This window comes from Pseudomonas sp. Teo4, assembly GCF_034387475.1.
In the GTDB taxonomy this organism is placed as follows: domain Bacteria; phylum Pseudomonadota; class Gammaproteobacteria; order Pseudomonadales; family Pseudomonadaceae; genus Aquipseudomonas.
Window position 1 is genome coordinate 2,069,165 of record NZ_JAXCIL010000001.1, and the last position, 24,186, is coordinate 2,093,350.

A 24,186-nucleotide genomic window follows, 5' to 3' on the forward strand; every position below is an offset into this window, starting at 1 on the left:
ACTGCGCGGTCAACGTCGGCCACCGAGCAGGCCACACAGCAGCATCGCCAGTGCGAAAACCAGCACCATCGGTGTCACGCCATAGTGTGAGGCGAATACCCCAAACAGCAATGGCAAGATCGTCTGCACCAGGTTGTTGAGCGACATGGACAAACCCACGCTCTCGTTCACCTGCCCGCTCGGCGCGGCGTCGTAGATCATGGCCAAGGCAACCGGTACGCCGACCCCCAGAGGCAGTGCCAGCAACCAGCTCAACGCGGCCAACAGGAGAGGGTCGCGCACCCAGGGCATCACCCCATAGACCAACGCGCCTGCCACCACTGCGCCTTTGAGCGTGGACTTGATCTCGAAGCGCCGGGTCAGCAAGGGCGTGCACAGCCTGGATACAAAAGTGCCAACCGCGAAAGCCCCCAGGATCCACCCGGCTTCGAGCGCCCCAAGGCCCACCTGGCTGATATGCAGCGACAACACGAACGGATAGATCGACTGGGCTGCCACGAACACACTGCTGATCAGGATCCAGCCTCGCAGGTCGGCCTGTGCCAACAGCATCCGGGCCGGTCGCGAAGCTTTGCTCGCAGTGCCTTGGCGGCGCTTGTGCTGGAACAGGTGCCCGCCCAGTGCCAGTACCGCCAGCGAGATCAACGAAAAGACGCCCAACGTCAGCATGGCCGCTGTGCTGCCCCAATACTGGTAGGTTGCCCCCACTATCAATGGCCCGGAGAACTGGAAAAGCGAATACCCCAGAACCAGGTACCCCAGGTCTCGGGCTCGCTGAGTCACATCCTCGACGGCTCCGATTGCCTGAGTGGCGGCCATGTGCGCAAACACGCCGCCCGCTCCGACCAGGCCGGCTACCACCAGCAATGCGAACGCACGCGGAATCAGCATGAACACCAGGGCGGCGACGACTGCCAGGCTGGCGGCAAAGGCCATCGGCCACAAAGTGCCGACGCGGTCGAGCCAGCGACCGAATCCAAGGCTGAAAAGCATCGGCACCGCCGTGAACATGGCCGCCGTCGCCCCCACGAACAGCGCACTGGCCCCCATCGACAGCGCCAGCAAAGGGACCACCAGCCGTGCGGCGAACATCGAGGCCAGGTTCAGGCCTGCGACCGTGCAGGTTCCGACGAAACCCAGTGTGGAGGTTGTTGCAGTGGGTAGACGCATCATCCATTCCTCATCCCAACTCAGATACTTCACTGCCCAGGTTCCGATTTCCGGAACACCGGGTTGAAACCTCACCCGGCCTCGCCACGGCCGCTTCTAATATCGGCGCACACAAAATCACGGCAGGGAGACTCCTCTGATGAAACCACTGGCAGGACAAGTCGCGCTGGTCACTGGCGCGGCACGGGGCATCGGCCGCGCGGTCGCGCAGCGCTTGGCCGAAGATGGCGCCCTGGTGATCGTGTCCGACCGCGACGCTGACGCAGCCAACGCAGTCGCACACCGGCTCAGTGCACTTGGCCACCAGGCCACCAGCCTGAGTCTCGACGTCACCGATCATGTGGCCGTGCAGGCCAGCATCGAGCAGATCTGCGCCGAGCATGGCCGTATCGACGTACTGGTCAGCAACGCCGGTGCCGGCAAGTCCAAACCCTTCCTGGACATGAGCGAAGCGGAGTTGCAGTCGCAGATGGCGCTGAACTTCGGCTCGGTGTATGTGCTGGCCCAGGCGTGTGCGCGCAAGATGCAGATGGCAGGCTACGGCCGGGTCATCTTCGTGTCTTCCGTCACCGGCTTGGCCGGGCCGGTCGAGCTGTCGGCCTACGGCGCCATGAAAGCCGGACAGCTGGGCCTGATGCGCGCCATGGCCCTGGAGCTGGGCGAGCACGGCATCACTACCAACGCCGTGGCCCCAGGGCCGACCGACACCGAGCTGCTGCGGGTGGCGTGGTCCGCCGAGCAGGTCGCCGAAGCCGGCGAGCGCATCCCTGCGCGCCGGATCGGCAAGCCTGAAGAAGTCGCCCACGCCGTGAGCTTCCTGGCCTCGCCGGGGGCGGCCTTCATCAACGGGGTTGTGCTGCCGGTAGACGGCGGCTTCACCGCGGCGGGCGGTTACATGGCCGAGGTTTATCGGCAGCGCAAGGCGCATCAGAACAGCGCCAGGTTGTAGTTGAGCACCACGCGTATCTGGTCCTGGTCCGGCGCCACCTCGCTGCGTAATTTGCCTTGCATCAGGCTGATACCCAGCCCGCGCGCCGGGCCACTCTGGATCGCGTAATTGAGGATCAGGTCGGTTTCACGCTCGCGCCGGTCGCCATCGCGTGCGGTCTTGATGCCTTCCGAGTTCTGATGGTTGAAGATCAGGCTCAAACCCGGCACACCCATTGCGACGAAGTCGTAGCTGTACTGGGCAATTACCGTGTCCTGGCCGGCGCGACCGAAGTTCGAGAGGATGCGCTCGGTGGTCAGGTACGAGCTTGCCCCCTGCCCCCACGCCCCCACCCAAGGTCCCCTGGTTGGGCTGGACGAAGTTGCTGTCATCGGACACACGCTGGTAACCCAGCAGCACGCTATGCCCCGAGAAGGCATAGTTGAAGGTCAGGCTCCAGGTGTCGTTGTCGATCTCGCCACGGCCATCAGGGGTGTATCCGGCGACTCGATACCCAGGTTTTCCAGAGGCGTTGGCACCTTCGCCACGGGTACGGAAGTACCTCAGATCGGTCTTCAGGCTCTGCCCTTCAGCCAGTTTCCAGGTATGTACGGCACCGGCGAACTGTTGCCGGTAGTAGTCTTCCAGGGAGGATTGGTAGTACTGCAGCAACAGGTTGTCCTGCGGTTTGTAGTCGACGCCGGCAAAACGAAAGTCATTGCTTTCACGCTGCCCACCGGTTACCGCAATCCCTGTCCGATCACTGGAGGCACGGCCCACGGCCTGGGTCAGCTTGCCAACGGTGAAGGTCAAGCCGTCGATTTCCTTGGAGGTCAGGATCCCGCCCTGGTAGGTCTGCGGCAGTGGCCGCGTGTCGCTATAGACCAGAATGGGCAGGGTTGGCATCAAGGTGCCCAGCTTCAGCTCGGTCGCCGAGGCCTTGAGCTTCAACGTCAGCCCCAGGTGGCTCCACTCGTCGGCGGCGCGGTCGCCGTTGGAATTGAGCACCGTGCTTCCCTGGTGTCGCCCTTTGCCGCTGTCCAGCTTGAGCCCGAGCAGGCCCAGGGCATCCACGCCGACCCCAAGGGCACCATCGGTATAGCCGGACTGGTACTGCAGGCGAAAGCCCTGGGCCCACTCCTCGGCTTTCGAGGGGCCGGTATGCCCCTCGCGAAAATCACTGTTGATGTAGAAATTGCGCATGCCCAGGTTCAGCTTCGAATCCTTCAGGAAGTCCGCTGTTGCAGCGCTTGAGAAAACCGGCCCGATCAACGGGATCAACACATACAAAGAGCCTTTCAGCACACTCACAGGATCGCCCTCTTGTTCTTGTTTTTTGGATAGCGACGTCCCAGGCCGGGCACCGAAAGGTGCCAGCCGGGCGTGGTTGTAGTGGTGAGGAAGTTGCGCGTCGCGCGGGCGCTGCCCGCTTTCGACTACATGTTGGCGGGCAGCCAGAGCACCAGCTGCGGGAACACCAGCAGCAGCGCAATGGTCACGCCCATCGACAGGACATAGGGGAAGCAGCCCCTGAACACCTGCGTGACCGGCATCTTCGAGTACTTCGAGACCACGAAGCAGTTCAGCCCTACTGGTGGAGTCACCAGCCCGATCTCGGCGACGATGATCATGATGATGCCGAACCACACCAGGTCATAACCCAGCGCTGAAACCAGAGGCGCCACCACCGGCACGGTCAATACCAGGATCGCCATCTGGTCGAGGAAAAAGCCCAGTATCAGGTACATGAACACCAACGCCAGGATGATTACCCAGGGCGCCACCGGCAAACCCCCGACCCAACCGATCAGGTCCTGGGTCACGTGAGTGAGGGCGAAGAACAACGAAAACACCTTGGCCCCGACAATGATGAACGCGATCATGCACGAGGTGCGCGTCGCCCGCGCCAGCAACTCGGTGAAGGCTTCCCATGACGGCTTGCCCCGGCACAGGTACAGCACGCCCGCGAAGAACGCCGCCAATGCAGCGGTCTCGGTGGGTGTGGCGATACCTGAATACACCACCCCGGTGATCGCGCCGAACAACATCAGCACTGGCAACACGGACTTGAGCAAGGCCAGCTTCTGGCCCAGTGGCACCGGGTCCGACAGTGGCGCACGGCTCGGGTCCAGCTTGACCAGGGTGTAGACCGTGACCACGATGGTCAACGTCACCAGCAAGCCGGGCACCACCCCGGCCATCAGCAGGCGAGCGATGTTCACGTTGGCGATCAGGCCATACACCATCATGATGATGCTCGGCGGAATCAGCATGGCCAGGGTGCCGGAAACGGCCACGCAGCCACCGGCCATGCGAGGCTCGTAACCGTGCTTGAGCATGGCCATCAGCGAGGTGGACGACAGCGTTGCCGCCGATGCCGTCGACGAGCCACAGATCGCGCCAAACCCGGCCCCCGAGAACGCCGTTGCAATGCCTAGGCCGCCCGGGAAGCGACCGAACCAGGCAGCGCCGGTACGGAACAGATCATCGGTAACCCCGGACTTGAGGACGAACTCGGCCATCAGCAGGAACATCGGAATGGTGATGAATTCGTAGACGATCGCCGACTCACGGGCCACCGACCCGAGCATCAGCGCCTTCGCGTCGGCCCCGCCCACCAGCAGCAAGCCGGCAGCACCGACAATCGCCATGGAAAACGCGATAGGCGCACCCAAGCCGATAAGAACCAGCAAGGCGACAAAGAAGATTGCGGCAAGCATGATCAGAACTCCTCCTGCAGCTCGAGCGCCGGGTCCTTGCCCTGGCTCAGCACCATCACGCAGTGATGCACCAGGCGCACGGCCAGCAAGGCCGCGCCGAGTACGATGGGCAGATACGACAGCCAGACAGGCCAGGCCTGCGAGCCATGGATGTACTCATGCTCGTGCAACGCCTCCAACAGGCTGTTGCCGGCGCTGTAGGCAAGCACGGCAAACACCATCGCGGCGAACAACGACAGCAGCACGTCGACCCAGGCGCGCAAGCGCGGTCCCATGCGCTCGGTGAACAGCTCCAGACGAATGTGGTCGCCATGGCGGAAGGTATCGGCAGCGGCAAGGTAGGACACCGCCACCATCAGGTAGTAGCTGACCGACTCGGTCACCCAAGGGATCGGCGCGCCGAGGGCATAGCGGGCGACGGCGTCGCTGCCCACCAGGAACATGATCGCGACCAGGCATAACCCCGCAATCGCCGCGCCCGATTTTTCCAACCGCTTGAATGTGGTATTCATCAAAATGCCCCGTGGTCCAGTGGTTGCCATGGTTCAGATCTCCTGCCCATTCGTGCCTTGGAAGGTCTTGAGCACGCCTTTGCCGTCCTGCCCGACCGCCTGCATGTCCGCCAGCCAGGCATCGATGACCTGCTTCAACTTGTCGTTCCAGCGACTGATTTCTGCGGGTGTGAGTTGGGCGACCTGATGACCGCGGTGTTTCACCATGTCCTCGCGAATTTTCCGGTCGTCCTCGTCCAGGCCCTGGCAGAAGGTTTCCTGGGTCGCTTGTGCGGCCTGGGTCATGACTGCCTGGATGTCCGTCGGCAACTTCGCCCAGGCCTGCTGGCTGATGGCGAAGGCGATCACCCCGCCGCCAAGGTTGACGCCGTCCACGGCGTAGCGGGTAAGGTCTTCGAGGTTGTAGGGAGGCAGGCCGTAATGCAGGAAGATCGCGCCATCGACAGTGCCCCGGGACAACGCTTCGTAAGTCTCCGACGACGGGATCTGTACCGGCACTCCACCCAGGGCCTGGGCAGTCTTGATCATCGATGCGCCCGTGCTGCGCAGCTTCAGGCCCTGGACCTCGTCCAGGCGGGTGATCGGCTTGCGGGTGGTCATCAACGTGTAGGGCGGCATGGCGGCAACGAACAGCACGTGCAACCCCTGGCGCGCGAACTCGCCCTCACCCAGCACGCCTGCTGGTCGGGCCAGTTTCCAGTAACGCCGGGTGCCTTCACAGGCATTGGCGTACATGCCCGGCAGTTCGGCTACCGACGACATCGGCAGCTTCTCGGACTCATAGGACGGGATGAAAATGGCGATATCGGCCAGGCCAGAGCGCAACAGGCTGAAGTAGTCCTTGCCCAGTTGGCCTGCGGGGTAGAGTTCGAACGCGATTCGCCCGTTCGAGGCTTGCTTCACCTGCTCGGTGAAGACGGCGCCAGCATCGGTCCACAAGTAGTGCTTGCTGGAAAACCGATGGGCGAACTTGAGGGTCAGCGGCGTTTGCGCGAAAGCCGGCAACGCCGTACCGGCAACGGCAGTCACAAGCAGGCTTGCCTGCAGCAGACGGCGTAGCCGCCCGGGTTTACGGGTGCGATTGTTCACTAGCATGACTCTTGTCCTTACTTGTTCTTATTAGGCCGAGCTACGCTCGCGGCAGGTTTAGCCTGACCGCGTGAAACGAGGATGCGGGCATCCCCAGAACAGCGTCAATCAAGCAGTCCGCATCGTTCCGTACAGTGACGCAAGGAACCTTGCAGGCTGTTTTTCGATGGAAAAAAACCGCCGCGGCCGAAGACGGTATGGCCGGGCGGTTGTAATGGAGCGCGGTACGAAGTGTTGCGCGGCAGGCCTACTTCACCCGCTGCGCCTCATGCGCCGCCTGCGTGTTGAGGCGGCGGTAAGCCGAGGCGCGCTCATCGACCAGCGCGATGGCCAGCGCCCCTACCAGCGATACACAGGCAATGACCAGGAAGTTGCCCATCAAGGGCAATTGCAAGGCCACCAGCAAACCGATGACGATGGGGGCCGATACAGCACCGATGCGCCCCAGCCCGGTGGCAAAACCCAGGCCGGTGGAGCGGATCGACGCGGGGTAGAAATGCGCGGTGTAGATGTACACCAACAGCTGCGTGCCCATGGTCGAGGCGCCTACCAGCATCACCACCAGCGACAAGGGTTGCACGCCCTGAGCCAGCATCATCAGCGCCACGGCGCCGACGATGAACAGGACGAAGCTCACCCACTTCAGGCCCAGGCGGTCCCCCACCCAGCCACCGACCACTGCGCCCAGCAGGCCACCGGTGTTGAACGCGATCAGGTAATTCAATGCCGACCCCAGGTCGTGGCCAGCCAGGTTCATCAGCTTCACCAGCCAGGAACTCAGCGCATAGAGCACGAACAACCCGGCAATGCCGGCAACCCAGAACATCACCGTGCTGAAGCCACGCCCCTCGCTGAACAGGCGCCCCACAGTGTCTCCGGATTGCTGGTCCACCTCTGGCAGCACGAACTCGCTGTCGGCCGGCAACTGCAGCTCCGGCCGCAAGCGTCGGGCCGAGGCCAGTAGCGCCTGGCTACCCTGCTTGCGCAGGACGAACGCCAGAGACTCAGGCATGTACCGGAGGATGAACGGGATCAACAGCAGCGGTATAGCCGCCACGAAAAACACCGACTGCCAGCCATGGACGACCAGCAACTGCTTGCCCAACAGTGCGGCCAGCATGCTGCCCAGCGCATAGCCGCAGCACATCAGGGTCATCAGCACGTTGCGCACCTTGCGCGGCGCGTACTCCGACATCAATGACACGACGTTCGGCACCGCGCCGCCCATGCCGATACCGGCCAAAAAACGCAGCGCACTGAAGCTCAACGGTTCATGGGCGAACCCCGCCGCCGCCGTGAACGCACTGAACAGCAGCACACACAGGGCAACCGCACGACGCCGCCCGATACGGTCGGCCAAGGTGCCGAACAGGATCGCGCCCAGCACCATGCCCACCAGCCCTGAACTGGCCATGAAGCCGGCACTGGTCGCCTCGGCGCCCATGCCCTGCATGATCGCCGGCAGCGCCGCACCGACGATCGCCAGGTCATAACCATCGATGATCAACAGGCCGAAACACCAGGCCAGCACCGTCCAGTGCAGCCCGGTCAGGCGCGCCTCTTCGGTCAAGCCATGTAGCTCGATACGTTGCATGACATCCACTCCTCTTGTTCTTGTTGTGTAGTGGCCAGTGCGGCCGTTGTTGCGTGTGGAGGTGCCTGCCGGCTGGGGACGCCGGCGATTACAGGTCGAGGTTGAAGTTGACGGTCTTGAGTTCGGTGAAGGCCTCGATGGCGGCCCAGCCGCCCTCGCGCCCCACCCCGGAGCGCTTGACCCCGCCGAATGGCGCGTTGGGTACGCTGGCAAAACCATTGACCCCCAGCGACCCGGTACGCACCGACCGGGCGACGCGGAAGGCCCGGGAGATATCGCTGGTGTACAACGCACCTGCCAGGCCGAAGGCGCTGTCATTGGCGATGCGCACGGCTTCTTCCTCGGTGTCGAACGGGATGACGCACAGCACCGGGCCGAAAATCTCTTCCTGCGCGATACGCATGTCATTGCGAACGTTTACGAACAGTGCCGGGTTGATCCAGTTGCCGTTCTCAAGGTCACCACCAGCGAGATCCCCGCCGGCCAACAGCTCGGCGCCTTCCTGCTGGCCGCTGCGCACCAGGTCGAGGATACGTGTCACCTGGCGCTTGGAGATGATCGGTGCCGAGGTGGTGGCGGGGTCGAAGGGGTCGCCGAAACGCACGCGCGTCAACTGCTCACCGGCGTGATGGATGAACTCGTCGAGGATCGAGCGGTGCACCACGGCGCGTGAGGGCGTGGTGCACACTTGCCCGGAAAGGAACGTCGAACACAGCCCCATCAGGCTGCTGGCCGCTCCGGCGACATCGCGGCAATCGGGGAACACCAGCGCGGCACTCTTGCCGCCCAGTTCCAGTGACAGACGCTTCATGTTGGCGCCGCTGGACTGAAGAATCCTTTCGCCCACTTCGGGACTGCCGGTGAAGGTCACCTTGTCGACCCCGGGGTGGCTCGACAAGGCCGCGCCCGCCTCTGCGCCACCGGTCACCAGGTTGAACACGCCCGGTGGCAGGTCACTTTCGGCAATGATTTCAGCCAGGCGGTGAACCGCGATGCCGGCGTATTCCGATGGCTTGACCACCACCGTGCAACCGCAGGCCAGCGCCGGGGCGACTTTCATGGCGAACGACATGATCGGCCCGTTCCACGGCAGGATGGCCGCGACCACGCCCACCGGCTCGCGGAACGACAGGTAGTGCAGGTTCGAGGCGCCGGAAAACTGCGGGTAGGTTTCGCCGTTGATCTTGTCGATCCAGCCGAGGAAGTGGTCGAAGATATCCGCCGCCGCTCGGGGGGAAACCCGCGACTGGCGGCTGAAGCTCAAGGGCATGCCGTTATCCAGGCTCTGCAGCGCCGCCAACTCCTCCTGCGCGGCGAGGATGCGGTCCATGATCGGGCGCAACAGGCGGCGACGGTCCTGGGCGGCCATGCGCGGCCACGGGCCTTCGTCGAAGGCCTTGCGCGCCGCCCTCACCGCCATGTCGACACCGCCGTGACCGGCATCGGCGAAATGGGTCATGACCTCGTTGCTGGCAGGGTGGATCTGTTCGAAACGCTGCGCGTCCCAGGTACGCCACTGGCCATCAATGAACAGCTTGCCAGGGGTTACGCCGAGGGCATCGCGTTGGGCAGTCAGGCTGACACGCATGTCGGCTTCCTTAACATTGTTGTTTTCGACTGCGGCCCATGCTCGGCTGCCCCCTCGACCGTGGTCAATGCAGACACCGCCACTGTTCCGCGCAGTGGAACGGTGGCGATCGCGGGTGCTTTCCATTGGCCGGAACAAACTCGCTCGGTCGATTGCCGCAACAGGCCTGGAGGCCTTCAATGCCCAATCAACAGCGGCAAACAACAAGAAGGACAACCATGAAGAAGTTCCTCCCCCTGCACGCAGAAGACCCCATGGCCACCTTGTGCCGAATGGCCCTGGAGACCACCTACGACGACCTGCCAGCAGCCGTGCTTCGCCATACCCGTCATACCTTGCTGGACGCCATGGCGGTGACCATCGGCGGCTCGGGCATGGACGGGATTCCGGCAATCGTCGACCTGGTCAAGGAAAAAGGTGGCGCGCCGCAAACCGCGCTGCCCTTTTATGGGGGCCGAGTACCGGCGGCCGAAGCAGCCCTGGCACTCGGGCCGATGCCTCGCGCCATGGACTGTGGCGACCTGCACGAAGAGGCCGGCCACATCAGCGAGTACATCGTCACCAGCCTGCTGGCCGCCACGGGCCTCACCGGGCCGGTGAGCGGGCGCGAATTCCTGGTGGCCATGGCCATCGGCCAGGAAATCCTCGTGCGCATCGGTAGCGCCTACAAGGTGATCAACCGGGCAATCACCGCGCAGGACTGCGGCGGCCACTACATTTTTGGCGCCGTTGCCGCCGTGGGCCGCCTGATCGGCCTGACCCAGGAGCAACTGGAAAATGCCCAGGGTATCGCCAGGACCATGACCCAGCCGCACACCATGGGGATCTATGCACCGGCCACGCTGATGGTACGGGTGCACCACGGCCTGGTCTGCCAGGCTGCGATCACCGCGTGCCAACTGGCGCAACGCGGCATCACCGGCCCACGCCAGGAGGTACTGTGCGGGCCCAAAGGCTTCCTCGCCACCGCCCGCTGGGAAACCGAGCCACAATGGCTGACCGATGGGCTGGGCGAGCGCTGGATGCTGGAGCAGATCATCACCAAGGGCTACAGCGCCTGCTACTTCTCCCATTCGTCCATCGATGGCATCCGCGATCAGATGCATACCCACGGTTTCGGCGCCAGCGACATCGCACACATACAGATCGCGGTGTCCACGCCAGGTTGGCGCGCGGTATGCGAGCCGGTGGAGAAGAAGTGGCATCCGCGCACGGTGCCCGAATGCCAGTTCAGCTTGCCATACGCCGTCGCCAGCGCAGCCTTCGACGACAAGGTGTTCCTTGAAACCTATTCGATCGAGGCCAGGGAACGCCCAGAGGTGCGCGAGTTGATGACACGTATTTCAGCCATCGAACAGCCGGATGTCTCTGATTGGGGCGCGCGCCTGACCACGACGCTACACGATGGCCGAGTGCTGGAAGGCGCCTACACCTATGTGAAGGGACACCCTCGCAACCCCTTCACCGAACAGGACTTCATCGACAAGTTCAGGCTCTGCGCGCCCTACTCCGTGCTGCCCCTGGGCGAGGCGGTGGTGGAAGGCATGATCCGCAATGTTCTGGCCCTGGAGCAATTCGATGACGTGGTGCCGGTGCTGATCGACCCCTTGCTGCCCCCGGCAGCGTGATCAGGCTCTAATGCCAGACGAGGCCAGCCTCGCAAGTTGTCAGCGCGGCTCGCTGGCCTCGTACAGCCCACAGCGGCGCCCCACGCCGCTCTGCTCCTGATCGACCACCGCTCGCCACCAACGCTCGCCGGTACGCGGAGCATGCAAGTCGACCCGCTCACCCATCCGCGGCGTCGCCACCTCTATGCCGTGCTGCCCGGCCCACTCGATCACTTGCTCGAATGGCGCATACCAGGCATGCAGCGCCAGGTCGAACGTGCCGTTATGAATCGGCAGCAACCAGCGCCCACCCAGGTCGCGATGCGCCTGCACCGTTTGGCTCGGGTGCATGTGCACGTAAGGCCAATGCTCGTCGTAGGCACCGGTTTCCATCAGGGTCAGGTCGAAGGGACCGAAGCGTCGGCCAATTTCGGCAAAACCGTTGAAATAACCAGTATCGCCGCTGAAAAAGATCCGCAAAGCCGACGCCTCAATCACCCAGGAGCACCACAGTGTCCGGTTGCCGTCACGCAGGCCGCGCCCGGAAAAGTGCTGGGCCGGCGTAGCGGTCAGACGCAGACCGCCCGCCTCGATACCCTGCCACCAATCGAGTTGACGCACCTTGGCGGCGGGGACACCCCAGGCCTGCAGGCGGTCGCCCACCCCCAACGGCGTGAGGAACAGCTCGACCTTGGGCGCCAGCGCCTTGATGGTCGCCTTGTCCAGGTGGTCATAGTGGTCATGGGAAAGAATCACCCCACGGATCGGCGGCAGTTCGTCCAGCTCCACAGGGGGTGCATGGAAACGCTTCGGGCCGGCAAAGGGCACGGGCGATGCCCGTTTGGAGAACACTGGATCGGTCAGCCACCAACCACCTTCGAGCTTGAACAGCACCGTGGAATGGCCCAGGCGGAACAGGCTGGCGTCGGGTGCGGCATCGAGTTGCGCGCGGGTCAGGCGCAGAACCGGCACTGGCGCCCGTGGGACGGTGAACTTCGGCTTGTTGAACAAGGCGTTCCAGATCACCTTGGCATCTGGCTCTGGCATGTCCGCTGGGCGCGGCGTCAGATTATGAAAGCGTCCCTGGCGCATCTGGGGCGAATGTCCGTGGTCGGCAATCGGAGCGCTGAGCGATGGATAACGTTTCAAAGGCGTGTTTTTCCGTGGGCGGGAGCAAACCCGGAGCCCACAGTATAAGTACCGGTTCATGCGTACCCTTGCCCAATCCAGCGAGGTTAGTGCCCAATTCTGCGAAACCGATTGCATCCATCGCGAATCGGGCAAGAAGAACAGAGGAACAGGCAAAGAAAGTGGCAGGTGACTTCGTAGCATGCGCCCGTTCACCTTCTCGGAGCCATGCGCATGACCGTTCCCGTCTCTTTCAACTGTGTCGGCTGCGGCGTGTGCTGCAAAGGCCGCTTCGTGCCCTTGAGCCTGGCCGAAGCCGAAACCTGGCTGGCTCGGGGCGACGATGTGGTCATCCTGCTGGAAGCCTTCGCCACCCGCCACGAGGCCCAGAACAACGCCTCCTACCGGCACGATGCCGCACGCTCCGACCAGGTGCGCTCGGGTTCGGCCGACCTGCAAGTCATCGCCATATTTGCCGCCTCGGTACTGCACGGCTGCCCGAACCTGCAGGCGGACGATCGCTGCGGTATCTACGCCGAGCGCCCGCTGGTGTGCCGGATCTATCCAATGGAGGTCAACCCGTTCATCGCCCTGAACCCGAGCACCAAGGAATGCCCGGCACCGGCCTGGACAGCTCCGGATGGCGAGCTGCTTATAGCCTCCGATGGGCAGCCACCGCTGGAGCTGCGCCGGCTGATCGAAGCGTCGCGCCAGGCCGACCGCGATGACGCCCGGGCCAAGGTCGACATCTGCCGTCACCTGGGCTTGAGTACCGCAGCCTGGAAGGGCAATGGGCTTACCGCCTACTTCCCCACTCCTGAGAAGCTACTGCAGGCCATCGCCCGTCAACGCACGGAACCAGCCCCGCCAGTGCAGTGGACGGTACGCGCCCACGGAGGTGTGTTGATCGAGCAATTGACGCAATCGGGCGTGCAGCTGACGGGCGAGGCGCCCGAGCATGTATTCATCCCCTTGGCGGGATGACAGCTCCCGCCATGGGCCTCTCGCTCGCTTCAAACGATGCGCAGCACCTCGGCCAGCGAGGCTCGGTTGGTGCGGAAGCTGTTCACCGGATGCTCGGTATCGGCGTAACCGAAAGAGATGCCGCAGACCATATGGCGGTCATCACCGATGCCGAAATACTCGCGAATGAAGCGTGCATGACGGGCCAGCGCCGCCTGTGGCGCCGTCGCCACGCCGTGGGCCTGGGCCGCCAACAGGAAGGCAGAGATGAAACCACCGCAATCCACTGCCGCGTAAGGCCCAAGGTCGGCGCGGGTGGTGAGGATGGCGACATGGGGGGCGCCGAACATCCGGAAGTTTTCCAGGCTCTGCTGGGCATAGCGTTCCTTGTCGCCACGGGCGATGCCCAGTGCTTCGTACAGTTTGAAACCTGCTTCACGCCGACGGTCTGCATACACATCCCGATACGCCTCCGGAAACGGAATGTCCGAGTCGGTCTCAGTGTGCGTCATCGCCCGCGCCATCAACGCCTCGCGAAACGCCTCGGTACTTTGCCCGGAGGTCACCAGCACCTGCCATGGCTGGGTGTTGCACCACGATGGCGTGCGCCGCGCAATGTCGACCATATCCTCGATCACGGCCTGAGGGACGGCATCCGGGCGGTACGCCCGACAGGTGGAACGGCCGCTGAGCAGGCGCTTGAGCAAGTCGGCATCGGGGTTGTGGGTGAGGTGTTCGGTTGCGTCTTTCATTGTTGGTATCGTCCACGGGCGAAATGGGGTAAACAGGCGTCAGCTTGCGCTGGCGCCAAGCAGCAGATGCCGGCTCAGGAAGTCCCAGGCGGCCTTTCCGAAAGCGTCGTTGCGGTCACCTGCCACCATGTGCCGCGCATCGGCGACACTCAGGTGCTCGGCGTGCGGGCACAAGGTCAGGAAGTCTTGCAGCCCCTCCTGCGAGACCACGTCGGACTGGGCGCCACGCACCAGCAGCGTCGGCAGGCGCAGTTGCCGGGCACAGTCGGACAAGCGTTCGTAACGCGCCACCAGGTCAAGAGGCGTATCCAGGTAACGCGGATCCCAGTGCCAGTGCAGGCGGCCATCGGGCGCGCCTCGAAGGTTCTTCACCAGCCCCTGGGTACTGGCCGGCTTGCGCCGTTGCGGCTGGTAGCGGCTGATTGCTTCGGCGACCTCATCCAGCGAAGCGAAGCCGTTGTCGTGCTGTTGCATGAACGCCTTGATACGGGCCACACCCGACGCCTCGCAGCGTGGCACCACGTCCACCAGAATCAGCGCACGGGCCTCGATCCGACCTTCGCCGACACCGACAAGGCTGGTGATACCGCCCATGGATGCGCCGATGAGCACTGGCGGTCGCCCACCGTGGCTGGCGATCACCGCTTTGAGGTCCTGCACCATGGCGTCAGTGCTGTAGTCGCCACTGGGGCTCCACTGCGAATCGCCATGCCCGCGGGCATCCAGTGCAATGGCATGACACCCGGCAGCAGCCAGCAACTTGCCGGTAGCGCCCCAGGCATGACGGGTCTGCCCGCCACCGTGCAGCAAAATCACCAGCGGCCCCGCCGGGTCGCCCCAGCTGTCTCCCGCCAGGACAAGCCCCTCCCCGCCCTGCCAATGCTGCGTGGGCTGTGGGGTGCCGGGCAATCGCCTGCGTGTCGCCGTGGTTGCTGAACCTGCCATGTTTGCCTCCTGCCCCGAAGGTTGCTATCGCCTTGCTTACGCGGCAAGGACCTTACAGTTGTTAGGTAGCCTGCCTTGCCGTTGGCATCCTGACAAGGAGCAACACGTCACTGTTCCGTTCTTTGGCGCAAATACCGCGCTTTATAGCAACGAAAGGGCCACAAATTCCAAAGTACGGAAATATTCCACCACCTCGCTTGGCGCCGATCAGCTCGCGGATACATGCTGGACCCCAGGCAAATGCCGCTCATTAATCTAACTGTCGTTAGGCTAACCAGCAAAACAAGAAGGAGTACTCGCACGATGGCTTCCACTACCATCAAACCGATCCGCTCGATGATGTTCGTGCCCGGCAACAAGCCGAACATGATCGAGAAGGCTGCCGGCGCCAAGGCCGATGCACTGATCCTCGACCTGGAGGACAGCGTGCCGGCGGACCTGAAGGTCGAGGCCCGCGGTATCGTCAAGTCCAAGATCGCCTGGCTGGCCGAGCAAAAACAGCGCATCTGGGTGCGTATCAACCGTAGCGCCCACCTGTACGACTTCGATGACATCCTCGCCGTGGTCAGCCCGTTGGTCGAAGGCATCGTCATCTCCAAGCCGTGCGGCCCCGAGGACATCCACACCGTCTCGTCCATGCTGGCCGAGGCGGAATACCGGGCCGGCGTACCGGTCGGTCATACCCTGGTCATCCCGCTGCTGGAAACCGCCCGCTCCCTGCAGTTGGCTTACGAGATCGCCCAGCACGAGCGCGTGCCGGCCATCGTTGGCGCCACCGCCAAGAACGCCGATGTGGCCCGTGCGCTGAAGACCGTGTGGTCGCTGGAAGGCCGCGAGACCCAGTACCTCAAGTCGCGCATCGTCATGGCCGCCCGCGCCGCCGGCAAGTTGCCGATCGGTGGTGTATGGCAGCAGGTGCACGACCTGGAAGGCCTGAAGGTGTCTTCGGCCAACGACCGCCAGCTGGGCATGAGCGGCGAACTGGTGTTGCACCCGTCCAACATCGAGATCGTCAACCGCACCTACAGCCCCACCGAAGAAGAAGTGGCCCTCTACCAGGGAATGATCGACGCCCTGGAAAAAGCCCAGGCCGAAGGCCGTGCCTCATGCATCTACGACGGTGAGCACATCGACATCGCCCACGCCAAGACCGCCCGCGAAGTCATCGAACTCGCTCGCGCCTTCAATCACTGAGGAGACAAGAAAATGGCCGGACTTTACTTCGAAGAATTCAAGCCGGGGATGGTGATCGAGCATGCCATTCGCCGTACCGTGACCGAGACGGACAACATCCTGTTCTCGGCCATGACCTACAACTGCGCGCCGCTGCACATCGATGCCGAGTACAGCGCCAATACCTTCTATGGCCAGCGCCTGGTCAACAGCATGTTCCTGCTGGCCCTGGTGGCCGGGATCACCGTGTACGAAACGACCCTCGGCACCACCTTGGGCAACCTGGGCTTTGGCGAAATCGCCTTCCCCAAGCCAACCTTCCACGGCGACACCATCCGCGTGCAGACCGAGATCGTCGACACCCGCCTGTCCAAGAGCCGCAACGACTCCGGTATCGTCACCTTCAAGCACGTGGCCAAGAACCAGCGCGATGAAGTCGTCTGTACGGCGGTGCGCACCGGCCTGATGATGCTGCGCCCGACCGCGCAGGCTTGAGGAGAACCCGCCATGGATTACCAACTCACAGCCGACCAGCGGGCCATCGTCGATGCCGCAGAGAAGATCTGCGCCAACTTTCCGCTCGAATACTGGCGCAACAAGGACAAGAACCACGCGTTTCCCCATGAGTTCTTCGAAGCCGTGGCCCGTGATGGCTGGCTGGGGATCTGCATGCCGGAAAACGTCGGCGGCGCCAACCTGGGCGTGACCGAGGCCGCCTTGTTCATGCGCACCGTCGCCGAATGCGGCGGTCAGGCGGCAGCCTCGACCATCCACATGAATATCTTCGGCCTGCAGCCTGTCGTGCATTTTGGCACCGAGGCGCAGAAACAGGCCTGGCTGCCACCCTTCGCCCGTGGCGAACACAAGGCCTGCTTCGCGGTCACCGAGCCGGACACCGGCCTGGACACCACCAAGCTGCGTTGCGTGGCCAGAAAGCAAGCCGATGGCAACTACATCCTTTCGGGCAAGAAGGTGTTCATCTCCACCGCCCAGGTCGCCGACCACATGCTGATCCTGGCGCGCACCACGCCGATCGAAGAGGTCAAGAAGCACAGCGAAGGCCTGAGCCTGTTCTACACCAAGCTCGATCGCAACTACGTCGATATCCGTGAAATCGACAAGCTCGGCCGCGCCGCCGTGGACACCAACGAGCTGTTCATCGACAACATGCCGCTGTCCAAGGATTCGCTGATCGGCGAAGAAGGCAAAGGCTTGAGCTACATCTTCCACGGCATGAACGCCGAGCGGGTACTGGTTTCCGCCGAGCAGATCGGCATCGGCCGCGCCGTGCTCAAACTGGCCACCCAATACGCCAAGGAACGCGTGGTGTTCGGCCGGCAGATCGGCATGAACCAGGGCGTGCAGCATCCACTGGCGCGCAACTGGGCCGAACTGGAAGCGGCCAACCACATGATTTTCGCCGCCGCCGACCTGTACGACAAAGGCCTGCCCTGTGGCTCCGAGGCCAATGCCGCCAAGCTGCTGGCATCGGAGGCGTGCATGCAGGCCTGCCAGACCTCGATTCTCACCCATGGCGGCTTCGGCTACGCCAAGGAGTACCACGTCGAGCGTTTCATGCGCGAAGCCTGGATCGGCTACATCGCACCGGTCACGCCGCAACTGATTCTGTCGAACATCGCCGAGCGCAAGCTCGGGCTGCCGAAGTCCTACTAAATCTGCGCGATGCCTGGCCCGGTTCAACCGCCAGGCATCGGTCGCAAACGGGTTCCAGGAGACAACAATGTCAACAACAAGACCTCTGGAAGGTATCCGCGTCCTCGATTTGACCGTCGCGCTGTCAGGCCCTTACGCCTCGCTGCTGCTGGGCGGCATGGGCGCCGAAGTGATCCGCATCGAATCACCCGGCGGTAGCGACATCGCCCGCAGCAACCCGCCTTTCCTCGGTGCCGACGGCCTGAACTTCGGCGCACCCGGCGAGGACGAGATTTCCCTGTCGATTCTCAACCGCGCACGCAACAAGAAAAGCATCACCCTTGACCTGAAGAGCGAACAGGGCAAGGCGCTGTTCATGCAACTGGCGCAGAAAGCCGATGTGATCCTGGAAAACTTCAGCGAAGGCGTCACGGCCAAGCTGGGCGTGGACTACGAGCGCGTGCAGCCACACAACCCGAACATCATCTATGCCTCGATCAAGGCCATGGGTGAGCCCAGCGCCTACCCAGGGCTCAAGGGCATGGACATCATCGTCCAGGCCTTGAGCGGCATCATGGAAGTCACCGGTTTCGCCGATGGCCCACCCACCCGCTGCGGCCTGCCAATTGCCGACATGGTCGCGCCGATGTACGCGGTCAATGGCATCCTCGCCGCACTGATCCACCGTGGCCGTACCGGCGTAGGCCAGCACGTGCAGGTGTCCATGCTCGATTGCCTGGCCTCGTGGGTCGCCGAAGAACACTTCGACGTCATGGGTCAGGCCGGCTACCCGATGCGTTCCGGCAACTTCCATGACCGCCTCGCGCCCTTCGGCGTCTATCGAACCCTGGACGGCCATATCGCCATCGTCGCCTTCCACCCCGAGTGGATGCGTGGCCTGCTCGATGCCCTCGGCCAGCCGGAGCTGATCGACGACCCGCGCTTCGCCCACCGCGGCCCGCGCATGCGCCATGCGACCGAACTCAATGCCATCATCGAGGCCTGGACCAGCCAACGCAGCAGTGCCGAGGCGATCGAGGAACTGGGCCGCAAGCGCGGCGTACCGGCCGCCCCCGTGCGCACACCGCAACAGATGCTGGACGACCGTCGCCTGCATGAACGCGGCGCCATTCTGGAACTGTCGCACCCACATAACGGCCCTACCGGCGCGGTGGGCATGGGGCTGCCGATCCAGTTCTCGGCCACCCCTTCGCAATTCGATCAGCCGGCCATGGCGCTGGGCGCCGCCAACGAAGATGTCTATACCCGCCTGCTGGGCCTGAGCCCCGAGCAGATCAGCCACCTGCGCGAGCAGGGCATCGTCTAGCCTGGCCCGCCGTGGCACAGGCCGCGGCGGCGTAGAAGGAGATCACCGTGGGACCCTTGCAAGGTGTACATATCGTCGAGTTCGCCGGCATCGGGCCGGCCCCCTTGTGTGCGATGCTGCTGGCCGACCTTGGCGCCACCGTCATCCGCATCGACCGCGTCACCCCGGCCGACATCGGCCTGGCCCGCCCCCTGGAATACGACCTGGTGCTGCGCAACCGCAAGACCATCAGGGTGGACCTGAAGGACCCCAAAGGCATGGCCCTGGTGCATGACCTGGTGGGCCGCGCCGACGCTGTGATCGAAGGTTTCCGCCCTGGCGTGATGGAGCGCCTGGGCCTCGGCCCCGACGCGTGCCTTGAGCGTAATCCCAAACTGGTCTACGGCCGGATGACCGGTTGGGGCCAGGAGGGTCCGCTGGCCCACAGTGCCGGGCACGATATCAACTACATCGCCATCACCGGTGTACTCGATGCCATCGGCCGCAAAGGGTCGCCGCCCACCGTTCCGCTGAACGTGCTGGGCGACTATGCAGGCGGCTCGCTGTACCTGGCCATCGGACTGCTCAGCGGCATTCTCGAAGCCCGTGGTTCAGGCAAGGGCCAGGTGGTGGACGCGGCCATCGTCGATGGCGTGACCTCGCTGATGACGGTGCTGCTCGGACTATGGCACGCCGGCATGATGAACGAGGGCCGTGGCAACAACCTGCTGGACTCCGGCTCGCCGTTCTATGACGTCTATGCCTGCGCCGACGGCCAGTACGTGTCGGTCGGCCCCATCGAGCGCAAGTTCTACCTGCAATTGCTGGAAAAACTCGAACTCGACGCGCCCGAACTGCGCGAGCAATACGATCGCGCCCATTGGCCGGCAATCCGCGATGCCCTGGGCCAACGCTTTGCCAGCCAGCCTCGCGCCCATTGGGAACAACTGCTGGCCGGCAGCGACTGCTGTTTCTCGCCAGTGCTCGACCTTGCGCAGGCCATGCAACACCCGCATCTGCAAGCGCGGGAGACCTTCGTCGAGGTGGGTGGAATAATGCAGCCGGCCCCTGCTCCACGCTTCTCCCGCACACCGCCGGCGCGCCCCACGCCACCGGCTGCGGCGACGACGGAGAACGCGCGGGCCGCGTTGGCGCAATGGCTGTCAGAGGCAAGCATCGAAGCTTACGCTGCCACTGGGGCCTTCCAATGACACCGGCGCGCGTGCTGGAGCAGGTGCTCGAACAGTGGAGCGATGCCGCTGCGAGTTGGGACGCTGACGCCCTGGGGGCCTGCTACAGCGCCGATGCCGGGCTGCATGGCGGGCGTCCGGGGCACAGCCTCGGGCGCTCGGCCATCGTGGCGTACTTCGCCAGCTACGACGCAGTGATTCGTTCGGGTGTCGTGCAGGCCCTGGACCAGGAAGTGTCGCAGCCCGCCGAGGGCCTGCTGGTGGCCCAAGGGCATGTGCGCATGAGCTTCGTCCTGGGCGATGGGCGCGAGACGGTGAGCCTGCTGCGCTCGACCTTGGTGCTGCGTGTCGAAGAGGGTGTGTGGAGAATCTGGCGGCACCATTTTTCCCCGGTGCCAGAAGCGCCGCCCTTGGGCTGACGATTCATAAGTGGTGAGTCAGTGGGAACTCTATGGGAGGTGGCGTAGCCTGCGATCGAGGGCGTAGCCCTCGCATGATCACGTATTGGGGCTGCTACGCAGCCCATCGCAGCGGTTCGGCGCCCCGACTACGCCAGCTCCCACACAGATCGCGCAAGCTTTTTAGAGATTGAGCACAGCACATACCTCAGGGACTCTCGACCAGATAAGAGCACTTGGCTCTACGACCTCGGCCGTACCCCGTCGAAAAAGATTGCGCAAAACTCCTCCACCACCGCCTCGGCCGTACCCTTCTGCGGATCGAACCAGTTCAACGCCGAGTTGATGGTACCGAGCACGAACACCCGGCACAGCGCCAGGTTCACGTCTTCGCGCAAGTAACCCTCGTCACGCAAACGGTGCAGCAGGCCATCCCAGAATGCCTGGTGACGTTCACGCCGGCGCAATTGACGCTGCTGAACCTTCTCCGGCAGCTGCTCATGCAACCGGCCGCGGGCGAAGGCGTAGTCGCCGTATTGCACCAGGCCCGTCAACTGGCCGACCAGCGCCGCCTTGAAACTGTCCTCGGCCGTCGCACCAGCAGGTAGCGAGTCCATGCGTCGATAGATGTGCCGTACGATGCGCTCGGCACCATGCTCCATGACCGCGTCTACCAACTCTTCCTTGGACGAGAAGTGGTAATAGATGCTGGCAGCCTCGATCCCGGCCTGCTCGGCAATCTGGCGCATGGTCGTGGCGGTGTAACCCTGGGCACCGAACGCGCGGGCAGCGAGTCGCATGAGCCGTTCGCGGGTGTCTTCGGCAGAGGGAGTGGCTTGACGTCGCGCCATCGGTAGCGGGCATTCCTGTTGGTCGGGTGAACGTTGGAAATGGTAACCGTCGGCTTGCCAGTGCTCAAACGGTGTTTGTCGAAAGCGAGGTGGCCTGGTCGCAAGCCAAGCGCACGACCACCGGGTTGCGTGGACCCGTTGGCTGCGCTCTTGACTCACGATCAGGCCAGTTCAGAGCCCCGCCGCCAAGGCGAGCGATTCACGAAAATCAGGATGGGCAATCTCCACCATTCGCCGCACCCGCTCACGCAGGTCGCAGTGACGTAGATCCGCCACCCCATACTCCGTCACGATGAAACCGGCATCAGCACGAGGCGTGCTGACCGGCCCCGACAGGCAACCGACCACCCTGCTCTGCCGGCCGCCCAGCGCCGTGGCTGGCAGGGCAATGATCGGCAGGCCACCGCGAGAGGCATGGGCGCCACGCTGGAAGTCCATGGCGCCGCCCACTGCGCCCACGTACAGGCCACCGGCGATTTCGGCGTTGACCTGGCCCGTGAGGTCGACCTCGATGGCCGAATTGATGGTCACCAACCGATCCAGGCTGCGCAGCACATCCAGCGAGTGGGTGTAAGCCGTCGAACGCAGCTGGACCCGAGGGTTGTCGTGGGCATAACGGTAGATACGCTCGCCCCCGAACAGCACACCGCCTATGCTGACCCCGACATCGCGAGTCTTGCGCGCATTGTTGATGATGCCCTGCTCCATCAGGTCGGCCACCTTGTCGCCAATGGCGCCGGAGTGGATGCCCAGGTCGCGGTGCGAGCGCAGGCCATCGAGCACGGCCTCCGGCAAGCTGCCCAATCCCAGCTGCAAGGTCGCGCCATCCTCGACCAAGCCGGCGATGTGCCGTGCGATGGTTTGTTCCACCTCCCCAGACTGCGCACCGGGTACCTCCAGCACAGGCCGGTCGGTACGTACCAGCAGGTCGATGTCCCGTGGGTCCAGGTACTCACCGTGGGTCCAGGGTGCCTGGGCATTGACCTCGGCGACCACCAGGCGTGCCGAGCGCACCAACGGTGCCAGGTACTCGGCGGCAACACTGAAACTGAAGCCTTGCGGCCCCTCGGCGACCTGCAACAGCAGCACGTCCACAGGCGCCAGGACCGTGGCGAGCTGGGAATAGTGGCACGGCAGGATATCCAGCCGTTGCTCACGCGCCAACGCTCGGTTACGCGCGGCACCACAGTAGGACTGGAAGCGTACCTGGGCAGCATTTGCCGGAGAGACGCTGTCTGCCAGGCTCATGCCGACGAAGGCGTTGAAGCGCCCAATACCTTCACGTTGAGCCATCAGGCGCTCAGTGAGCGCTGTCGGCTCGGCACCGCCCTGCCCCCACACCACCCGGTCGCCCGGGTGGACCAGCGCACAGAAGTCGAGCGCATCGAGGCTGATTTGTTCCGTCATGGCGGGTACTCCTCAGGCCCGCTCGAAGATCGCGGCCAGGCCCTGGCCGCCGCCGATGCACATCGTCTCCAGGGCCAAACGCCCCTGGCGACGCTGCAGCTCATGCAGCACCGAGGTCATGATGCGCATGCCTGTCGCACCCACCGGGTGCCCCAGCGAGATCCCCGAACCATTGACGTTGAGCCGCTGCGGGTCGTTCCAGCCCCAGCCCTTGAGCACCGCCAGCACCTGGCAGGCAAAGGCCTCGTTGACCTCCACCAGGTCCATCTGGTCGAAGCCCAGGCCGGTACGGGCGAACAGCTTGTTCACCGCCGGCACCGGGCCGATACCCATGGTTGCCGGCTCGCACCCCGCCGCTGCCCAGCTGTGCAGGTAGCCGATCGGCTCCAGCCCCAGCTCGTCCAGCTTGTCTTCGGCGACCACCAGGCAAGCGGCAGCGGCATCGTTCTGCTGCGAGGCGTTGCCAGCAGTGACCGTGCCACCCTTGGTCAAGGTGCGCAGACCGGCCAGTTTCTCCAGGGTGGAATCGCCGCGCACGCCTTCATCGCGGCTCACCAGCACAGGCTCGCCGCGTTTCTGCGGGACACTGACCGGCACGATTTCGGCATCGAAGCGGCCCGCTTCCCAGGCCGCTGCAGCACGCTGCTGGCTGCGGGCGGCAAAGGCGTCGGACTCTTCGCGGCTGATGTTGTATTCCCGCGCCAGGTTCTCGGCGGTCTCGATCATTCCCGAAATACGCCCGAAGCGGTGCTCCGGCTGCGAGCGCTCGCGACCGCGGTCCAGGCGGTCGTGCAACGTCACGGAACCCGCCTTGGAGCCCCAGCGCATGTCAGTGCTGTAGTACTCGATGTTGCTCATGCTTTCTACGCCGCCGGCCAGCACCACATCGACGGCGCCGGTCTGCACCATCATCGCGGCGCTGATCAGCGCCTGCAGGCCGCCCCCGCAGCGGCGGTCCAGCTGCATGCCCGGCACGCTCACCGGCAGGCCCGCTTCCAGGGCGATCCAGCGCCCCACGCATGGCGTTTCCGAGTTGGCGTAGGACTGGGCGAACACCACATCGTCGATACGCGCGGGGTCCAGCCGCGTCTGCGCCAAAATGGCCTTGACCACCTCGGCCCCCAGACGCTCCACCGGCACACCGCGCAGGCTGCCGCCAAAGGCACCCACCGGCGTACGCCGGGGGGCCACGATCGCTGCTCTTCTCATGAT

22 protein-coding genes and 1 pseudogene are annotated in these 24,186 nt (G+C 64.0%); 9 read left to right on the forward strand and 14 right to left on the reverse strand.

From position 1 onward, the window contains the following. Positions 1-9: 9 nt before the first annotated feature. Positions 10-1,203, reverse strand: a complete 1,194-nt coding sequence (locus PspTeo4_RS09450) for an MFS transporter (RefSeq protein WP_322363431.1) — start codon at positions 1,201-1,203, stop codon at positions 10-12. Between the two features lie 106 nt (positions 1,204-1,309). On the opposite strand from PspTeo4_RS09450, the gene PspTeo4_RS09455 reads away from it, so the two are divergent. After that, positions 1,310-2,119, forward strand: a complete 810-nt coding sequence (locus PspTeo4_RS09455) for an SDR family NAD(P)-dependent oxidoreductase (RefSeq protein WP_322363432.1) — start codon at positions 1,310-1,312, stop codon at positions 2,117-2,119. Here PspTeo4_RS09455 and PspTeo4_RS09460 read toward each other — a convergent pair. The 7 genes and pseudogenes from PspTeo4_RS09460 to PspTeo4_RS09490 form a co-directional block, all read right to left on the reverse strand. Next, positions 2,098-2,538, reverse strand: a complete 441-nt coding sequence (locus PspTeo4_RS09460; protein WP_322363433.1) for an OprD family outer membrane porin — start codon at positions 2,536-2,538, stop codon at positions 2,098-2,100. The two genes, PspTeo4_RS09455 and PspTeo4_RS09460, sit on opposite strands and share 22 nt — an antisense overlap. After that, positions 2,519-3,301 (reverse strand): annotated as a pseudogene (locus PspTeo4_RS09465) (OprD family outer membrane porin); the annotation flags it as partial. The pseudogene PspTeo4_RS09465 and the gene PspTeo4_RS09460, both read right to left, overlap by 20 nt. 233 nt (positions 3,302-3,534) lie before the next feature. Continuing rightward, a complete protein-coding gene (locus tag PspTeo4_RS09470) occupies positions 3,535-4,818 on the reverse strand; it encodes a TRAP transporter large permease (protein ID WP_322363435.1) in 1,284 nt (427 codons plus the stop codon). Between the two features lie 2 nt (positions 4,819-4,820). Then, positions 4,821-5,330 carry a TRAP transporter small permease gene (locus tag PspTeo4_RS09475; RefSeq protein ID WP_322363436.1) on the reverse strand — a complete coding sequence of 170 codons (510 nt, stop codon included), beginning with the start codon at positions 5,328-5,330 and terminating at the stop codon, positions 4,821-4,823. A gap of 33 nt (positions 5,331-5,363) precedes the next feature. Continuing rightward, positions 5,364-6,425 carry a TRAP transporter substrate-binding protein DctP gene (gene dctP, locus PspTeo4_RS09480; RefSeq protein WP_322363437.1) on the reverse strand — a complete coding sequence of 354 codons (1,062 nt, stop codon included), beginning with the start codon at positions 6,423-6,425 and terminating at the stop codon, positions 5,364-5,366. Between the two features lie 241 nt (positions 6,426-6,666). Further along, positions 6,667-8,013: an MFS transporter gene (locus PspTeo4_RS09485; protein ID WP_322363438.1), complete on the reverse strand. Its 1,347-nt coding sequence runs from the start codon at positions 8,011-8,013 to the stop codon at positions 6,667-6,669. A gap of 88 nt (positions 8,014-8,101) precedes the next feature. Next, positions 8,102-9,601, reverse strand: a complete 1,500-nt coding sequence (locus PspTeo4_RS09490; protein WP_322363439.1) for an aldehyde dehydrogenase family protein — start codon at positions 9,599-9,601, stop codon at positions 8,102-8,104. Positions 9,602-9,819: 218 nt separating this feature from the next. Between PspTeo4_RS09490 and PspTeo4_RS09495 the strand changes: the two genes are divergently transcribed. Continuing rightward, a complete protein-coding gene (locus tag PspTeo4_RS09495; RefSeq protein ID WP_322363440.1) occupies positions 9,820-11,229 on the forward strand; it encodes an MmgE/PrpD family protein in 1,410 nt (469 codons plus the stop codon). A gap of 39 nt (positions 11,230-11,268) precedes the next feature. Here the strand turns inward: PspTeo4_RS09495 and PspTeo4_RS09500 are convergent, their stop codons facing one another. After that, positions 11,269-12,300: an MBL fold metallo-hydrolase gene (locus tag PspTeo4_RS09500; protein WP_322364830.1), complete on the reverse strand. Its 1,032-nt coding sequence runs from the start codon at positions 12,298-12,300 to the stop codon at positions 11,269-11,271. 270 nt (positions 12,301-12,570) lie between these two features. Here PspTeo4_RS09500 and PspTeo4_RS09505 point away from each other — a divergent pair, with 270 nt between their 5' ends. Then, a complete protein-coding gene (locus PspTeo4_RS09505) occupies positions 12,571-13,320 on the forward strand; it encodes a YkgJ family cysteine cluster protein (RefSeq protein WP_322363441.1) in 750 nt (249 codons plus the stop codon). Positions 13,321-13,349: 29 nt separating this feature from the next. Here PspTeo4_RS09505 and PspTeo4_RS09510 read toward each other — a convergent pair whose 3' ends face one another. Continuing rightward, on the reverse strand, positions 13,350-14,051 hold the full coding sequence (locus PspTeo4_RS09510) for a nitroreductase (RefSeq protein ID WP_322363442.1): 702 nt from the start codon (positions 14,049-14,051) through the stop codon (positions 13,350-13,352). Between the two features lie 39 nt (positions 14,052-14,090). Beyond that, positions 14,091-14,996 (reverse strand): alpha/beta fold hydrolase, encoded by a 906-nt coding sequence (locus tag PspTeo4_RS09515; RefSeq protein ID WP_322363443.1) that lies wholly within the window; start codon positions 14,994-14,996, stop codon positions 14,091-14,093. A gap of 303 nt (positions 14,997-15,299) precedes the next feature. On the opposite strand from PspTeo4_RS09515, the gene PspTeo4_RS09520 reads away from it, so the two are divergent. From PspTeo4_RS09520 to PspTeo4_RS09545, 6 genes are all read left to right on the forward strand, one after another. Further along, positions 15,300-16,190, forward strand: coding sequence for a CoA ester lyase (locus tag PspTeo4_RS09520; RefSeq protein ID WP_322363444.1), 891 nt, complete (start codon positions 15,300-15,302; stop codon positions 16,188-16,190). 12 nt (positions 16,191-16,202) lie between these two features. Continuing rightward, positions 16,203-16,664: a MaoC family dehydratase gene (locus PspTeo4_RS09525; protein ID WP_322363445.1), complete on the forward strand. Its 462-nt coding sequence runs from the start codon at positions 16,203-16,205 to the stop codon at positions 16,662-16,664. A 12-nt stretch (positions 16,665-16,676) separates the two neighbouring features. Then, entirely contained in the window at positions 16,677-17,843 is a 1,167-nt protein-coding gene (locus PspTeo4_RS09530; protein WP_322363446.1) for an acyl-CoA dehydrogenase family protein, read from the forward strand. 67 nt (positions 17,844-17,910) lie between these two features. Continuing rightward, the gene (locus tag PspTeo4_RS09535) at positions 17,911-19,149 is read left to right on the forward strand and encodes a CoA transferase (protein WP_322363447.1); all 1,239 of its coding nucleotides are present in this window, start codon (positions 17,911-17,913) and stop codon (positions 19,147-19,149) included. 47 nt (positions 19,150-19,196) lie between these two features. Beyond that, positions 19,197-20,339: a CaiB/BaiF CoA-transferase family protein gene (locus tag PspTeo4_RS09540; RefSeq protein ID WP_322363448.1), complete on the forward strand. Its 1,143-nt coding sequence runs from the start codon at positions 19,197-19,199 to the stop codon at positions 20,337-20,339. Beyond that, positions 20,336-20,737 carry a YybH family protein gene (locus PspTeo4_RS09545; RefSeq protein ID WP_322363449.1) on the forward strand — a complete coding sequence of 134 codons (402 nt, stop codon included), beginning with the start codon at positions 20,336-20,338 and terminating at the stop codon, positions 20,735-20,737. The genes PspTeo4_RS09540 and PspTeo4_RS09545 overlap by 4 nt, the downstream gene beginning before the upstream one ends. A 221-nt stretch (positions 20,738-20,958) precedes the next feature. Here PspTeo4_RS09545 and PspTeo4_RS09550 read toward each other — a convergent pair whose 3' ends face one another. From PspTeo4_RS09550 to PspTeo4_RS09560, 3 genes are all read right to left on the reverse strand, one after another. After that, a complete protein-coding gene (locus tag PspTeo4_RS09550; protein ID WP_322363450.1) occupies positions 20,959-21,567 on the reverse strand; it encodes a TetR/AcrR family transcriptional regulator in 609 nt (202 codons plus the stop codon). Positions 21,568-21,738: 171 nt separating this feature from the next. Continuing rightward, positions 21,739-22,974, reverse strand: coding sequence for an acetyl-CoA hydrolase/transferase family protein (locus PspTeo4_RS09555; RefSeq protein WP_322363452.1), 1,236 nt, complete (start codon positions 22,972-22,974; stop codon positions 21,739-21,741). 12 nt (positions 22,975-22,986) lie between these two features. Next, a complete protein-coding gene (locus tag PspTeo4_RS09560; RefSeq protein WP_322363453.1) occupies positions 22,987-24,183 on the reverse strand; it encodes an acetyl-CoA C-acetyltransferase in 1,197 nt (398 codons plus the stop codon). Between the last annotated feature and the right edge of the window lie 3 nt (positions 24,184-24,186).

Bases quoted from the DNA above. Each gene is read 5' to 3' on its own strand.
- PspTeo4_RS09485 (WP_322363438.1), bottom strand. From the start codon at position 8,013: ATGCAACGTATCGAGCTACATGGCTTGACCGAAGAGGCGCGCCTGACC.
- PspTeo4_RS09545 (WP_322363449.1), top strand. From the start codon at position 20,336: ATGACACCGGCGCGCGTGCTGGAGCAGGTGCTCGAACAGTGGAGCGAT.
- PspTeo4_RS09500 (WP_322364830.1), bottom strand. From the start codon at position 12,300: ATGCGCCAGGGACGCTTTCATAATCTGACGCCGCGCCCAGCGGACATG.
- PspTeo4_RS09555 (WP_322363452.1), bottom strand. From the start codon at position 22,974: ATGACGGAACAAATCAGCCTCGATGCGCTCGACTTCTGTGCGCTGGTC.
- PspTeo4_RS09470 (WP_322363435.1), bottom strand. From the start codon at position 4,818: ATGCTTGCCGCAATCTTCTTTGTCGCCTTGCTGGTTCTTATCGGCTTG.
- PspTeo4_RS09525 (WP_322363445.1), top strand. From the start codon at position 16,203: ATGGCCGGACTTTACTTCGAAGAATTCAAGCCGGGGATGGTGATCGAG.
- PspTeo4_RS09530 (WP_322363446.1), top strand. From the start codon at position 16,677: ATGGATTACCAACTCACAGCCGACCAGCGGGCCATCGTCGATGCCGCA.
- PspTeo4_RS09455 (WP_322363432.1), top strand. From the start codon at position 1,310: ATGAAACCACTGGCAGGACAAGTCGCGCTGGTCACTGGCGCGGCACGG.
- PspTeo4_RS09460 (WP_322363433.1), bottom strand. From the start codon at position 2,538: ATGCCTTCTCGGGGCATAGCGTGCTGCTGGGTTACCAGCGTGTGTCCG.
- PspTeo4_RS09510 (WP_322363442.1), bottom strand. From the start codon at position 14,051: ATGAAAGACGCAACCGAACACCTCACCCACAACCCCGATGCCGACTTG.
- PspTeo4_RS09560 (WP_322363453.1), bottom strand. From the start codon at position 24,183: ATGAGAAGAGCAGCGATCGTGGCCCCCCGGCGTACGCCGGTGGGTGCC.
- PspTeo4_RS09475 (WP_322363436.1), bottom strand. From the start codon at position 5,330: ATGAATACCACATTCAAGCGGTTGGAAAAATCGGGCGCGGCGATTGCG.
- PspTeo4_RS09505 (WP_322363441.1), top strand. From the start codon at position 12,571: ATGACCGTTCCCGTCTCTTTCAACTGTGTCGGCTGCGGCGTGTGCTGC.
- PspTeo4_RS09495 (WP_322363440.1), top strand. From the start codon at position 9,820: ATGAAGAAGTTCCTCCCCCTGCACGCAGAAGACCCCATGGCCACCTTG.
- PspTeo4_RS09550 (WP_322363450.1), bottom strand. From the start codon at position 21,567: ATGGCGCGACGTCAAGCCACTCCCTCTGCCGAAGACACCCGCGAACGG.
- PspTeo4_RS09490 (WP_322363439.1), bottom strand. From the start codon at position 9,601: ATGCGTGTCAGCCTGACTGCCCAACGCGATGCCCTCGGCGTAACCCCT.
- PspTeo4_RS09535 (WP_322363447.1), top strand. From the start codon at position 17,911: ATGTCAACAACAAGACCTCTGGAAGGTATCCGCGTCCTCGATTTGACC.
- dctP (WP_322363437.1), bottom strand. From the start codon at position 6,425: ATGCTAGTGAACAATCGCACCCGTAAACCCGGGCGGCTACGCCGTCTG.
- PspTeo4_RS09515 (WP_322363443.1), bottom strand. From the start codon at position 14,996: ATGGCAGGTTCAGCAACCACGGCGACACGCAGGCGATTGCCCGGCACC.
- PspTeo4_RS09520 (WP_322363444.1), top strand. From the start codon at position 15,300: ATGGCTTCCACTACCATCAAACCGATCCGCTCGATGATGTTCGTGCCC.